The following is a 14,728-nucleotide window of genomic DNA, read 5'->3' on the forward strand; positions in this document are numbered from 1 at the left end:
GTATCCCAGAGATGCGGTTGCCAAAACGGCTCTGGGGAGTGAGAGGAACTACACCAAGGGGGGGAGCTTCCTGTTACACTCGGTTAGCAACCCTGTCCCGAGCTGGGACCTACCCAATTCGCAACGTCTTTGTCCCGTATGGTCTGGTTTTTCAAACGGTTTCGTTCTAAGATTGCCCGCATTGAAGTCTCCGGAGCGATCGCCTCGAAGACTCGTCAAGAGGTCCTCAAGGCCTTAGACACAGTTGCCGAGCGTAAATATCGCGCCCTGCTATTACGAATTGATAGCCCAGGGGGAACTGTCACGGACTCCCATGAAATCTATCAAGCCCTGATGCGACTGCGGGAGAAGCATGGGGTCAAGGTGGTGGCCAGCTTCGGGAACATCTCCGCCTCTGGCGGTGTATACATCGGCATGGGGGCCGAAAAAATTGTCAGTAACCCGGGAACCATCACCGGTAGCATTGGTGTAATTCTGCGGGGGAACAACATAGAACGATTACTCGACAAGATTGGTGTTTCCTTCAAAACCATCAAATCAGGGCCCTATAAAGATATTTTGGCGTTTGACCGTGAACTCAGCGAGGGAGAACAACAGATTCTGCAATCTCTGATTGATAATACCTATGACCAGTTTGTTGAGACGGTGGCCACAGCCCGGAAACTCCCCGTTGAGACGGTTCAGGAGTTTGCTGATGGCCGCATTTTTAACGGACAACAGGCCCTAGATTTGAAGTTGGTCGATGCCATTGGGACCGAAGAGGATGCCCGCCGTCTGGCGGCCTCTCTAGCAGGACTGGATCCCGAGCGAGCTGAACTCGATGAAATTGAAACAGCAAAACCCTTCTGGGCCAAGCTTCTACGCTCAAGTACCTCAGTCTCACGCCTGTCAGCAACCGGTGAATGGTTAGAATTTGAACTGACAACCAACGGAATGCCCCTATGGATGTATCGCCCCTAAGCCGGTGGCGATCGCCCATTGAACACATCACTAATATGGAGGTTTGTGTAGTGGAAGCGGACTGGACTGTGCGCGCAATTCGAGGCGCGACAACTGTTCCTGAAAATACGGCCGAGGCGATTCGCGAGGCGGTGGCGGAACTCCTCGATGAACTAGAACGGCATAACAGCTTTGACCCGGAACAGATCGTCAGCGTGACCTTTTCCGTGACCCCCGATCTCGATGCCCTATTTCCGGCCTCAGTCGCCCGACAACGGCCCCGATGGGACAATGTGCCGTTACTCGATGTCCAGCATATGAGTGTTAAGGGAGATCTCGAACGCTGTGTGCGCTTTCTGATCCATGTCAATCTGCCTCGTACTACCGAGTTGTCCCATCCCTATCTGCGTCAGGCGCAACAGCTCCGTCCTGATTGGAGTTTATCGTCTTCTGTCGGCTCATCTTAGAGGCGGGTTTCTTCGCGATGTTGGTGCGTTTACAGATTGAAAATTTCGCCTTGATTGATGACCTGGATCTTAGTTTTGGATCAGGGTTAAATGTGCTGACTGGAGAAACAGGGGCCGGCAAGTCGATTGTGTTAGATGCGGTAGATTTGGTCTTGGGGGGGAAAGCCAGTCGCCGCGCCATTCGCACCGGGGCGGAGCGAGCACGAGTTGAGGCCTGGTTTGAGCTGAAGCGCTCAGAGCCTGGAGGAGAGGCGATCGCCTGTTCTCGGGAACTGCTCCTGGGGAAACGGGGCTGTCGCAGTAAATATCGCCTCAATGGGAAGACGGCCAGTCAGCGGGATGTGCAACAGCTACGACAGCAGTTAGTGGAAATCGCTGCTCAGGGTCAAGCCATTCAGTTAGCCCAAATGACCCACCAGCGCCACCTGTTAGACCTCTACGGCGGTGAGGCCCTATTGGAGATTCGCCACCAGGTCGCCCAAGATTATGACCAGTTACAGCAGCTACAAGGGCGACTGAAGGAGTTACGGCATCAAGAACAGCAGCGATCGCAGCAAGAGCAACTATGGCGTTATCAGTTTGAGGAACTCAGCCGGGCCGATCTCGGGGATTCCCAGGAACTCGAAGATCTCGAACAGGAGGCCCAACGGCTCAACCATGTGGTGGAGTTGCAACAACACAGCTATCACCTCTATCAAACCCTCTATGACAACGAGGAGGAAACCGCCGCCGCTGATCGCCTAGGACGAGCGGAGAGTCTGTTACAGGAGATGGTGAGTTATGACAAAGGGCTAACCCCTCTGCTGACGTTGGTCAATGAGGCCCTAGTCCGAGTTCAAGAAGCCGGGGAACAAATCAATCGCTATGGGGATGAGTTAGATACTGATCCAGCGCGTTTACAGGAGGTTGAGGCTCGCCGACAGCAACTCAAGAAAATTTGCCGCAACTATGGCCCCACCCTCAAGGATGCCATCCAACGACTGGAGACCCTACAGCAGCAACTCGATGACCTCGATGATGGGGATCAACGGCGAGAGAGCCTGGAGCGAGACTGTCAGGCGAAACGGCAACATCTGAACCAACGGTGTCAGGAACTACGGCAACAACGGCAGCAAGCGGCCCACCTCCTCGAAGGGCGTTTAATTGCGGCCTTACAGCCTCTGGCCATGGATAATCTCAAATTTCAGGTGGAGTTATCTCCCATCGAGGCTACACGTTGGGGGAGCGATCGCGTGCGCTTTTTATTCAGTGCCAACCCGGGTGAACCCTTAGAACCCCTAGGAGAGATTGCCTCGGGGGGAGAAATGAGTCGCTTTCTGTTGGCCCTGAAAGCCTGTTTTAGTGAAGTAGACCCCGTGGGAACACTCATTTTTGACGAGATTGATGTGGGAGTCTCCGGGCGCGTGGCCAGTACCATCGCCGAAACCCTCTATCGCCTCAGTTGTCACCACCAAGTCCTCTGTGTCACCCATCAACCCCTCGTAGCGGCCATGGCGGACCACCACTTTCGCGTGGTTAAACAGGCCACCCAGCAGGGAGAGACGGCGCGAACTCGTATTGAAGTGCGATCGCTCGATCATAACCAGCGTCGCCAAGAACTGGCCCAACTGGTGAGTGGTCAGCATCAAGATGAGTGTGACTCCAGCGCCACCCAAGAAGCGGCCAACGCCTTTGCTGATTCCCTCCTGAGCCGAGCGGAGCGGCTACGACAGGAGTTAAACCGACCCTCGACCCCAACCCCATCTCGCCCCTGAAGCGGGTCCCAAATTTCCTCCCATGAGAAAATCTTTGGCAAAAATGTGACGATCAGTACCACGAGCGGTCAAACCTAGCCGATAATAACTAGCAAATGCCAGTGACCCCCCATTGCTCTAAGTGCAGTTCCAAGTGCAGCTGATGTCAATCAGCTCTCCTGCCGCTAAAGCCAGAGAAGGGTACACTGGTGATAAGCTACAATCGGCTATCTCCAATGCCCTTTCTATCGCATTCCTCCATGCTCTCCGTTGCCCAGTCTTAACCTGCATCTGTGCGGACAGTTGCCTCACTTAGTCGAGTATCAGCGTCACCCAAAGAGTTATGACATCAGCATCTCCTAACACTTCCGTCTCTCAAACCGACGCGACGATCGATGTCACGCCTCATGGTCAACATGACCGTGATGACGTCTCTCGCCATCAGGACTCCCCCAACAGCAGTAGCGGTGCCTTAACAACCACGAAGGGAAGTTTTGGCGCCTTTCTTGCGCCGTTGAACCGAGATAAATTCACCGATGTGGTGCGGGGGGTTGAAGACAAACTACGGGTGGTGAATCAAACCCTAGGGATGCTCGATAGTTTGCTCGATAGTCAGGGGTTTGATGCCATCTTGGATGAGATGTTGCGATCCATCGCCCTGAAAACTGGGGAACTGTTACACGCCGATCGCACCACAATTTTCCTGTTGGATGAGGAGAAAAATGAACTGTTTACCCTGATCGCCAAGGATGAAAAAGGAAATGCCTTAGAAATTCGATTCCCGGCCACAGCCGGGATTGCCGGGGAAGCGGCGACGGGCAAGAAAGTCGTCAATATCCCCTACGATTTCTACGACGATCCGCGATCGGAAACCGCCAAAAAGTTCGATAAGAAGAATAACTATCGAACTTACACCATGTTAACCATGCCCCTGCTCAATGAGGAGACCCAGGACTTGGTGGCAGTGGTGCAACTGATTAACAAAATTCAGCCGGATCTCGATTATCCAGAAACGCCTCTGGAGGAGAAAATCGATCCGGTGGGATTTACGGCGGAAGACGAACAGGTGTTTCGGGAATTTGCTCCGTCGATTCGTCTGATTCTGGAGTCCTCCAAATCTTTCTACGCCGCGACGCAAAAACAACGGGCAGCCTCCGCCTTAATGAGTGCGGTTAACTCCCTGAGTAAGAGTAGTTTGGATCTTGAGGATACTCTGAATCGAGTCATGAGTGAAGCCAAGGGACTCATGAATGCCGATCGCTCGACACTCTGGCTGATTGATGAAGAAAAAGGAGAACTTTGGACGAAAATTCCTGGGGTGGGGGAACTCCGGATTCCTCGCAATGCTGGTTTTGCGGGGATGGTGGCGGAGTCAGGGGAACCCTTGTTAATTCCCTTTGATCTCTATGATGATCCGCGATCGGAAACCTCACAAAAAACTGACCAAAAAACCCGCTATCGCACCTGTAGTATGCTCTGTATGCCGGTGTTTAATTCCGATGATGAACTCATTGGGGTAACCCAGCTCATTAACAAGAAAAAACAAGGGGAATATCCAGACTATGACCCGGAGAGTTGGCCCCAAGCCCCAGAACAGTGGAAAGCCAGCTTCAACCGCACGGATCAAGAATTCATGCAGGCCTTCAATATTCAGGCTGGGGTTGCCCTTCAAAATGCCAAACTGTTCGAGACGGTTAAGCAACAAGAACAACGGCAAAAGGATATTCTCCGCAGCTTGACGAATGGTGTCATTTCGACCGATCGCGAAGGAGAAATTGTCGCCGCCAATGAATGTGCCAAGGTGTTACTAGGCTTTAGTGAGGAGGTGGCGATCGAAGGGTTGAATCTCAAGCAAATGATTACCCTGCGAGAAGGGAAGTTTTCTGACTGGTTTGAAGCCGCCCTCCATCCGAGAGAAGATAAAGACCGTCAACAATACTATCCCAACCAAATCTTGGAAATTGACACGGCAGTTACCGGACAAAGTGTGAACTTAACCATCAACTCCATGTCGGATGTGACTGATTCTACAAAGGTCAATGGCGCTTTAGTGGTTCTAGAAGACATCAGCGATGAGATGGAAGTCAAGAACTTGATGTACAAGTATATGACTCCTGAAGTTGCTGAAGCTCTTCTGGCTAGCGGTGATACGGGGTTAGGTGGCAAGCGTAAACATGTCTCAGTCCTCTTCTCGGATATCCGCAGTTACACCACCTTAACGGAGAAATTGCAGCCCGAAGAAGTGGTATTGATGCTCAATGAATACTTCGAGGAAATGGTGGATGCGGTCTTCCAATATGGGGGAACCCTGGATAAGTACATCGGCGATGCCCTGATGGCGGTGTTTGGGTCTCCGGCCCCGTTAGAAAATTGTGAGTGGTGCGCCATTCAGTCCTCGATATTGATGCGCTACCGCTTGGAGGAGTTTAACCAAAAACGAATTGATGAAGGCAAGTTAGCCATTCAAATCGGGATCGGGGTGCATTCGGATAGTGTGGTGAGTGGGAACATCGGCTCTAGTAAACGGATGGAACTGACCTCCATTGGTGATGGGGTGAACCTGGCCTCTCGCTTGGAGGGAACCAGTAAACAGTATGGGGTGGATTTGGTGATTAGTGAGCAAACCTATTTACCCAATGCTGATCGGATTGTGGTTCGGGAGTTGGACTTCATTACCGTGAAGGGAAAAACTCGGCCCGTGAAGATTTATGAGTTAGTCGGCATTCGGGAAGGGGACTTGGCTCGCCCCATTTCTGAGGTTCAGCAGCAAATTATCGACCTTTACCATGAAGGTCGACGCTGTTATCTGCAACCGGCCTTAGAGAAGCTGTCGATGGAGGAGATGATGCCGTTACTTGAGCAGTTGGAGGAGTTGCCGGAGGAGGCTGTGACAGAGGTCTCCTTTGATGGAGATAAACTGTTACGGGATCTGTTGGGTACCTTGCCTCGTCCGGAGTTACTACAGGTGTTAGGGGAGGACACTCTTAAACGTCTGTTGGTGACGGAGAATCTGGATGAGTTATCGGATGCTGATATGCACCGTTTGCTGCCCTTTAAGCTCAAACAGATTACCCCTCGGGTTCGTAAGAAGCTGTGGCTGGCGAAGGTGAAGCAATTTACTGGCGTCCCGGAGGTGCGACAGATGCTAGAGGAAGAGGCGGCAGAACTGTCTGTGGCCCGACTTCAGAAACTGGTGGAGTTAGCTCGTCCTCCCTATCAAGCGAAGTCCAAGCAGTCGTTCCACCAGGCTCGTGAGGCGTTTGAACAGGTGTTAGCCTTGGATAGCAAGAACAAGGCTGCAAAACTTCATGTGGAACGGTGTATGTTGTTTGAACAACAACCGCCGAGTGAGGATTGGGATGGCGTCTGGAAGCTTACAGATAAGTAATCGTAATGCTATCCCGGAACTGTGGAGACGGCGTTGTATGCTGTTGAGGCAGCGGTTTGTTAGATAGGCTAAGGGGCGATCGCAGGTCTTGAGTCGTTTCTTAATTTGTGTCTAGCTAGGTAACGTTGTAGGTAAATCCGTAAACTGTGCGTGACATGACCAATTTAAACTGGCAGCCCTCAGAGTATGAGTGGGTTGAACAAGTCAGACAACTCCTGCTTGAATTAGCCCGCTCTTGTTTGGGCGATACTCCTAAATTGCCGATGCATCTGGCTCAAAAGGTTCGTCCGACGGCGGAGACAGCCACTCAACTCCTGAACTCGGCACGCGATCGCGGTTTGGCGGAGTCTCAGTGGTCGCAAGTTCAGGAATTAGCCTGGACGGCGGATATACGGACGTTATTCCTAGAACTGGCTCAAGTGTATCTTTCGGATTCCCCTCAACTTCCAGATAATCTCTCCGCCCGTAGCCTCAGTCTATCGGGGCGGGCCCAACAGCTCTTAGAACACCCAACCGCAAAAGATTTTCACCCCCAAGCCGCCCCCCCAGGCTCGGGAAAGGTGCAAACGGAGCCTGACCCCGCTAAAGAGGATCTCCCCCAACCGGGACAGTTACTCAGTCAGTTAAAACAGTCCTTGCGACACCATCGCCGCCATAGTCCCAAAGCGGATGCCGCCGAATGGCAACAGTTACTGAATATTCTCGATCTGGCAGAAAGCCTCTACCAGCGATTGAAAGATTAAGGTAACCCGCCGACAGTTCACTATTCCCGATTTACATAACGTCATGATGGCATTCTCGGTTCTATCTCGGTTGGGCGTCCTGTTAGGGGCGGTTGCCCTTGTTTTCACTCCTCAAAACCTCCTGGCTCAGTCCCCAGAAGAGTCTAGGGAGGCGTTTGAGGCTTTATGTGAGTCACGAGAACTTGACCGTGAGGCTCAACAGACTCTCAATGCTCTGTTGGGCCTGGCTGAGACGGAGGATTGTACCCTGGCGGCTCGGGTGCTAGCGAAAACCAACGACCTCAACTTGAGTGTGCAAGAGCTATCGGATCTCTCGCCGCTGCGGAGTCTCGCTCACCTGACTCGTTTGGATCTCAGCATCAATGCGATCGCCGATATTTCCCCGTTGGCGGATTTGAGCCGCTTACAAATTTTACTCGTCTCCAGAAATCAGATTCGAGATATTTCGCCTCTACGGGATTTGGAGTTACAACAACTGAACCTAGATGGTAATCAAATTTCTGATCTGTCTCCCTTGTCCGACAATCAGACGCTTACCATCTTGACGGCTCGGGATAATGAGATTAATGACTTAAGCCCGCTCGAAAATTTTCCCCTGGTGACCTCTTTATTTTTGGAAGGGAACCAGATCGAGGATTTATCGCCCCTTGCTAACCTCTCCACCCTCCAGGGGGTTGATCTCAGCCGCAACCGAGTCCAGGATGTGAATCCTCTGACGGGGTTAGACCGATTAGAGTGGGTTGCCCTGAGTGACAATCAGATTACAGATGTCTCTCCGTTTACAGCGTTGAAGGATTTATATGAACTGGATTTAAGTGGCAACCAAATTCAGGATCTAACTCCGTTAGCCGCCATGTTAAATATGCGAGAGTTGTTTCTCGGCCGCAACCAGATTCGCGATGTCACGCCCTTAGGGGAGCTAACGCGTCTGAGTGCCTTGTTTTTAGAGGACAATCAAATTGCCGATGTCAGTCCTCTGAGGAGTTTGGAAACGCTCAATCGCCTGACCCTGATGAATAACCCCCTGGAGTCCTCCACCTGTCCCATTGAGCCAGAACAAGCCTGTCGCTTTTGAGGGGGGAGACATTCAATGGGGAGCCTCTGAACGCCTCTTAGTGAGGAGGGACATCAAGGGCTGAAAAAAGTTTGTCTCCTCTCTTGCGCTCCCCGTCAGATTTGTTATAATGGTTAAGCCGAAAAAACATGGCGGGCGTAGCCAAGAGGTTAAGGCAGTGGATTGTGGTTCCACCACTCGTGGGTTCGAGTCCCATCGTCCGCCCTCTAAAAAGCCGCTAGTCTTTGAGATTAGCGGCTTTTTGACGTTGGAGAGTGTTTTCTAGGCCGACTGCCCTGCCATTTCTTTGGAATCCTTCGCAGACCCCTGGGTTCCCAGTTGGATCAGCTCAATTTTATAGCCAGTGGGGTCTTCAACGAAAGCAATCACCGTCGAGCCATGTTTCATCGGGCCCGGCTCACGAACGACCTTACCACCCCGTTGTTTGATGGCGTCACAGGTTTGGTAGATATCATCCACCCCCAGGGCAATATGGCCATAGCCATCGCCAATCTCATAGCTGTCGACACCCCAGTTATAGGTCAGCTCAATCACACTATGATCGGCTTCATCGCCATAGCCCACGAAAGCGAGGGTAAACTCACCACCAGGATAGTCTTTCTGGCGTAAGAGTTTCATTCCCAAGACATCGCAGTAGAACTTGAGAGACTCCTCCAAGTTGCCAACCCGTAGCATCGTGTGTAGTAGTCGCATATCAATTTCGTTCAAGTGTTCTGTCTTTCAGCCTAACGCAATTTTTGCTGGGCTTACCGTCGAGATTGGGGATCGTCAAGAGTGACATTTCTGGACTCCAATGCTAACCTGGGATAGGTTCTGCGAATCAATGGTTAACTTTGTGAGTATGTTTTTGCTTTTAAGACCTCCTAACTTGGGTGGCTAGGCCTCTCAACTCAGTCTCAGTTTTCTGGACTCAGGGTTAACACTCCCTCTTCTAAGACTGGCAAACAGGACGATTCTAGTGGCGGCGGGTTGCAGTTAAAAAAATTACGATAATGTAGGGATAACGGGTATGAACACTTTAGTTAATAGTCTCAACAAGGTGTTTATTATTGCTTATAAGGAAACGACGGATCAGTTAGAGGCTTATTTGCAGCAAGAGGGCTTTGATTGTGAGGTGGTGCGGCAAGAGAATCGGCCGGAGTATCAAGACTTTTCCCCCAGTTACCGCTGTCTTCTTAATCATTGTCGAGCTTGGGAGAAAGCGGCTGAGAGTCAAAAGCTAAACTTAATTATCGAAGCTGATTTTGTGCCTGTGAAGGACTTTGGCAAATTACCACTTCCTTTCCCAAAGGATAGCGAAAAATTTGGGATTTCTTGGATTTATACCTGTGCACCTCAAGTCTATTGGGTGTCTGAGGAGGGATATGCTCAAGGGTTTTCAACCTCAGCAGTTGCCTATATTTTAAGTCCTAAAGCGGCGAGTTGTTTGACGGAGTTTGCTGACAAAATAGGTCAGGAGACTGATGGAAAGGTCTATTCGACATGGGATTCACAGATTGATACGGTGCTGCGATCACACAACTTTAAAAACTTTATCCCCTTCCGCAACTATGGCGAACATGGCGGGATTCCCAACCCTGAACATCGTCAAAATGGCTTAAGTCCAGGGCACCAAGCTGATGTTCTTTGGGGAGAGATGGCGTTCACTCCTCTCTACCATCAAAATTATAATCCCTTAGGTATACGACTCAAGGCGAGAGCCAAGGGAATTGCACGGTTACTTAAAGGCAACTTTTTAAGGCGTAACACATTTAAAAACAGTCGCGTTCCTTGGCGATTGCTAAGGTTTAGTTTACGACGCCAATTGACCCCTAGACTTTAGAATAGAGAGAGTATGATTTATTATTTAGTGACTCGTGAGTACTCCCAAACGATCAATCTTTACTTAGAAGGAAAAGGATCGTGTTTTGCTCGTGATGTTACCCCCATCTATTATGAAGAGCTAAAAACGAAAAAGCGTTTGCCGGCTGGAGTCTATATTTTTTCAGATATCGAGCGTCTTTCTCCGGAGCAAGCACAGTATGTTTCCTGGATTTGGGAAGATATTAAACAGTCGAGCAGTGGAAGCTTAGTTTTAAATCACCCAACGCGCTCTTTACGTCGCTATGAACTATTACGTTCTCTGTATGAGCGCAGCATCAATAAATTTAATATCTATCGTCTAACGGAATGTCGAGTTCCGAGTCGTTTTCCCGTATTTTTACGGGGGGAAAATGACCATCGCGGCAACACAACAGGCTTATTAAAGGATGCTCATGAATTAGAGCAAGCTTTGGAGATGATGAAGGTCAATGGGGACTATCGAGATGACTGTGTGATGACTGAGTTTTGCGATACTCGGGATAGTCAGGGAGTGTTTCGGAAATACTCAGCCTTTAAGGTGGGCGATCGCATTATTCCGTTCCATGTCTTATTCCATAACAGTTGGATGATCAAAGGAGGAAAACTTTATGATAGCTGCCATGCTGAAGAAGAAAAAATATACGTTGAAACAAACCCTCACGAAGAGCAACTACGTGAAATTTTTGAACTGGCGGATATTCAATATGGTCGCATTGACTACAGTTTGCTAGATGGAGTGCTGCAAGTTTGGGAAATCAACACTAATCCCCATATCCGTCCTTGCCAGTTTGAACAGGGCTGGAAGAATCTGGAAGCGGCCTTTACCGCCCTGCAATCTTCAACGAGTTCTAAGCAAACGATTCGGCTCTCGTTGCCTGATAAATTAGCCAAACTTCCTTATGATAAGGAAATAATTGACCGTATTATGGATGGATTTCGCTGGTTACCCAATGATTATCGGGTGTCATTATCCCGAAGCCTAAGGAACTTTAAAAAAACTTTAAAAAAACTTTAAAAAAACCTTACAAAGTGCGACGGTTTTTTCAACTCAGAACCTGGCAATCTCAAAAGCTTGTGCTACAATGAGCGCAACTTGAGAGATATTAAAATTATTGTTGGGAGATGGGGTAACATGTCGCAATATCAGCGGAATATTCTCGGTGTTTTAGGAGGGATCGGTCCTCTAGCATCGGCGGAGTTTATGAAAACTATTTATGAATACACCCTAGGCGAACGAGAACAAGATTCGCCAATTGCGTTGCTCTATTCAGATCCAACCTTCCCAGATCGAACTCAATCATTATTGGCTCAAGAGGAAGAGGAACTGCTGAACCAGCTCATTCGCTCTTTAGAGCAAATGACTGAGTTTGGAGTTGCTAAGATTGTCATTTGCTGCATTACGTCTCATCATCTTTTTGAGAAATATCCCTCTCATCTCAAAGATAGATTGATTTCTCTGATTGATGTGACCCTAAATCGGGTCATTGAAACCCAAAAAAAGCATCTTCTAGTTTGTACGAAAGGAACCCGACGTCTAGAAATTTTTGAAAAGCACCCACTTTGGAAGCAAGCACAAGACTATGTGGTTCTGCCTCAGGGAGACGATGTTGACAAAATTCATGAAGTGATATACCAAATCAAACAAAACTACAATCTCGAAGATCTGGTTCCCGTATTTGAAAAACTCTTGGATAAGTATGGAGTTGAGTCATTTATCGCCGGCTGTACTGAGATTCATCTATTTTCTAAGTACTTTAGTAGTCATCACACTTCCTATAGTTCTGTTGATCCACTCATCGTGATTGCGGAAGATTTGGCAGCGAAGAAGCTCTTTAAGCAGCAGGTTGTTGAGGTATAAGGTTATGGAATATGCACGAATTCAGGATTGGTTTTCAGCCATCGCCCAACAGCACCCAAAAAAAGTGGCGATCAGCCGAGCAAATGACTGGATTTCTTACCAAGAACTAGAGCAACAATCCAACCATCTTGCTAATGTACTTATCCGTCGAGGAGCGGGTGAGGGAACGATTGTGGTCATTTTCGCTGACGACAGCATCAAGGTGGTGATAGCTATTTTAGCCACCCTGAAGGCGGGGGCAGTGTTTGTCCCCCTGACCCCAGAAACCCCCTTAGGTCGTTTGCAGGCGATCTCCGAAAGTATCGAGCCTCAATTTTGGCTCACCCAAGCCTCCTTATTGCCTCACCTGCAACAACTCCCTCGGACAGTGACGCAAGGCAAGCATCTAATGATTTTGGACTCGGGGCCGACTGTTTCAATTAACACTGAACCGTTCCAAGTATTACAGGAGGAGCAGCAAGAGTCAGATATCAGCGCTCCTCAGCGGCAGGTGGACCTAGATGCCATCTGTTACATCTACTTCACCTCGGGGTCAACAGGTAAACCCAAAGGAATTGCCGGCCGTCTAAAGGCGATCGCCCACTTTATTGATTGGGAAATCAATGCCCTGAAGTTACAGAGAATCCGCAGTAGTCAACTGGTGATTCCCTCCTTTGACGCCTTTCTCCGGGATATTTTTGTACCCCTCTGTTGCGGGGGAACCCTCTGTGTCCCCTCCGGAAAAGAAACCCTGCTGGATACTCGTCAGTTAGTTCATTGGCTCGATGAACAGAAGGTGGAGTTGATCCATTGTGTCCCCTCCGTATTTCGGGCCCTCCTCAACGCCGGCCTGACATCCGAGAACTTTCCAGGGTTACGGTATATCCTCATGGCGGGAGAACCCCTACTCCCCGCCGATGTCAAGCAATGGATGACCATTTTCGGCGATCGTGTGCAACTGGTGAACCTTTACGGGGCATCAGAAACTACCATGACCAAGTTTTACTACTTTGTCAGCCCCGAAGACGGAGAACGCTCCTCCATTCCCGTCGGCCAACCCATTCCCGGTGCCAGCCTACTGCTTGTCGATGGCCAGAACCAACCCTGTCCCATTGGCAGCGAAGGGGAAATCTTTGTCAAAACCGATTATCGGACTCTCGGCTATTATCAGCAGCCTGAGCTAACCGATGCGGTTTTTGTGCCAAATCCCCTCACTCAGGAGCCAGAGGATATTGTCTATAAAACAGGGGATTTAGGAAAATTACTCGATGATGGTAACCTACTTTTCTTAGGACGGAAAGACTTTCAAGTTAAAATTCGCGGTGTTCGCATTGAATTAGGAGAAATTGAAAACCTGTTGCGGTCTCATCCGCAGATTAACGATGTGGTGGTGGTGGATCGGGATGACCCCAGAGGAAATAAGTACCTCTGTGCATATACCGTCGCTAAACAGCCCTTAGAACCGGGTCAATTACGCGAGTTTCTCTTGCAACAACTCCCCGACTACATGATTCCCTCTTCTTTTGTGCAGTTGCAAGCCTTACCCCGCAATATAAACGGCAAAGTTGATCGCAAATCTCTCCCCGATCCTCGGGATATTCAGCGCGATCGCGTTTTACCCCGAACCGCTAAAGAAGCACAAATTGCTGAGGTTTGGCAGCAAGTCTTAGGCTGTGGGGAAGTGGGGGTCACGGATAACTTTTTTGAATTGGGAGGACATTCTCTGCTGGCTGTTCAGTTATGTCGTGCCTTAGAAGACTCCTTAAAGCAAGAGGTTCCTTTAGCCGCCTTACTGCGATCGCCCACCATTGCGGGTCTCATCACCCTCCTTGAACAAGATACGACTACCCTTGCCGGGTCTTCCATTATCAGCATCCAATCTGAAGGCGAACATCCCCCCATTTTTGGCATTCATGTTTTGGGCCGGGGGATGAAGTATTACCGTCCCTTAGTTAAGCAGTTGGGTCCACATCAGCCCATCTACGGACTCTCATTTAATCCTAAAGATGAGAAGGCTGACGAAGCTAACGATGTCAAAGAACTATCGCGATTGTATATCCGCGATCTGCAAACCCTCCAACCTCAAGGGCCCTACTACCTTCTCGGGGTTTCCTTTGGAGGACGTGTTGCCTTTGAAATGGCGCAACAATTACAGGCACAGGGCCAAGAGGTGGCTCTGTTAGGATTAATTGACACCACAGCCCGTACGGGTGTTAAACATCTTCCCGCCACCTCCCGAGTCTCGGGACATTGGCAGAAACTTCAAGAAGAAGGGGTTCACTATATTACCCGTAAACTCAAGGCTCGGCTTGGACGTATTCGCTATCGCAACAAGGCCCGATTGGCAAAAATCTATCAACGCTTTGGCCAACCCATGCCTGAAACTTTACAAACTGTCGCTTCCCGAGAGAAGAACATTCAATTGAAAAAACAACACTTTCCCCAACCCTATCACGGGAAAGTGACCCTATTTCGAGCCAAAGATCGCAAAGCCGAAGTGGGGACTGAAATTGACCCTGACTATGGCTGGCGAGATCTTGCGGTGGGAGGTTTGGATATTTATGATATCCCCGGGGATCACTTACTCATGTTGCAAGAACCCAACGTTCAGGTGTTGGCGGCAAAAATCAAGGAGATTATTGAACCGGCGCCCGAGATGAGTTCGGGAGACTCGCCCATGTAGAGATACATCGGGGCGGCTTCC

General features: G+C 49.6%; 11 protein-coding genes and 1 tRNA gene. 11 read left to right on the forward strand and 1 reads right to left on the reverse strand.

Annotated elements, in window-relative coordinates; all coding sequences use genetic code 11:
* The first annotated feature begins 138 nt into the window (after nt 1–138).
* The 7 genes from sppA to L855_RS01490 all read left to right on the forward strand — a co-directional run bounded on the left by sppA (nt 139) and on the right by L855_RS01490 (nt 8,549).
* Nucleotides 139–960, forward strand: coding sequence for a signal peptide peptidase SppA (gene sppA / locus L855_RS01460; RefSeq protein ID WP_159790898.1), 822 nt, complete (start codon nt 139–141; stop codon nt 958–960).
* Nucleotides 961–995: 35 nt separating this feature from the next.
* Complete coding sequence (gene aroH / locus L855_RS01465) at nt 996–1,406, forward strand: chorismate mutase (protein WP_159790899.1); 411 nt, start codon at nt 996–998, stop codon at nt 1,404–1,406.
* A 17-nt stretch (nt 1,407–1,423) separates the two neighbouring features.
* The gene (gene recN / locus L855_RS01470; RefSeq protein WP_159783467.1) at nt 1,424–3,160 is read left to right on the forward strand and encodes a DNA repair protein RecN; all 1,737 of its coding nucleotides are present in this window, start codon (nt 1,424–1,426) and stop codon (nt 3,158–3,160) included.
* Between the two features lie 322 nt (nt 3,161–3,482).
* A complete protein-coding gene (locus L855_RS01475) occupies nt 3,483–6,527 on the forward strand; it encodes an adenylate/guanylate cyclase domain-containing protein (RefSeq protein WP_159783469.1) in 3,045 nt (1,014 codons plus the stop codon).
* Between the two features lie 155 nt (nt 6,528–6,682).
* On the forward strand, nt 6,683–7,270 hold the full coding sequence (locus L855_RS01480; protein ID WP_159783471.1) for a hypothetical protein: 588 nt from the start codon (nt 6,683–6,685) through the stop codon (nt 7,268–7,270).
* A 43-nt stretch (nt 7,271–7,313) separates the two neighbouring features.
* Nucleotides 7,314–8,345: a leucine-rich repeat domain-containing protein gene (locus L855_RS01485; RefSeq protein ID WP_159783473.1), complete on the forward strand. Its 1,032-nt coding sequence runs from the start codon at nt 7,314–7,316 to the stop codon at nt 8,343–8,345.
* A 131-nt stretch (nt 8,346–8,476) separates the two neighbouring features.
* Nucleotides 8,477–8,549: transfer RNA gene (locus L855_RS01490), tRNA-His, on the forward strand.
* A gap of 57 nt (nt 8,550–8,606) precedes the next feature.
* Here L855_RS01490 and gloA read toward each other — a convergent pair.
* A complete protein-coding gene (gloA, locus tag L855_RS01495) occupies nt 8,607–9,038 on the reverse strand; it encodes a lactoylglutathione lyase (protein WP_159783475.1) in 432 nt (143 codons plus the stop codon).
* 316 nt (nt 9,039–9,354) lie between these two features.
* Between gloA and L855_RS01500 the strand changes: the two genes are divergently transcribed.
* The 4 genes from L855_RS01500 to L855_RS01515 all read left to right on the forward strand — a co-directional run bounded on the left by L855_RS01500 (nt 9,355) and on the right by L855_RS01515 (nt 14,707).
* On the forward strand, nt 9,355–10,167 hold the full coding sequence (locus L855_RS01500) for an LPS biosynthesis glycosyltransferase (RefSeq protein WP_159783476.1): 813 nt from the start codon (nt 9,355–9,357) through the stop codon (nt 10,165–10,167).
* Nucleotides 10,168–10,179: 12 nt separating this feature from the next.
* Complete coding sequence (locus tag L855_RS01505; RefSeq protein WP_159783478.1) at nt 10,180–11,202, forward strand: hypothetical protein; 1,023 nt, start codon at nt 10,180–10,182, stop codon at nt 11,200–11,202.
* A gap of 78 nt (nt 11,203–11,280) precedes the next feature.
* Complete coding sequence (locus L855_RS01510) at nt 11,281–12,045, forward strand: aspartate/glutamate racemase family protein (protein WP_159783480.1); 765 nt, start codon at nt 11,281–11,283, stop codon at nt 12,043–12,045.
* A gap of 4 nt (nt 12,046–12,049) precedes the next feature.
* Nucleotides 12,050–14,707 (forward strand): amino acid adenylation domain-containing protein, encoded by a 2,658-nt coding sequence (locus L855_RS01515; RefSeq protein ID WP_159783482.1) that lies wholly within the window; start codon nt 12,050–12,052, stop codon nt 14,705–14,707.
* Nucleotides 14,708–14,728: the final 21 nt, after the last annotated feature.

This window comes from Sodalinema gerasimenkoae IPPAS B-353, from assembly GCF_009846485.1.
In the GTDB taxonomy this organism is placed as follows: Bacteria; Cyanobacteriota; Cyanobacteriia; order Cyanobacteriales; family Geitlerinemataceae; genus Sodalinema; species Sodalinema gerasimenkoae.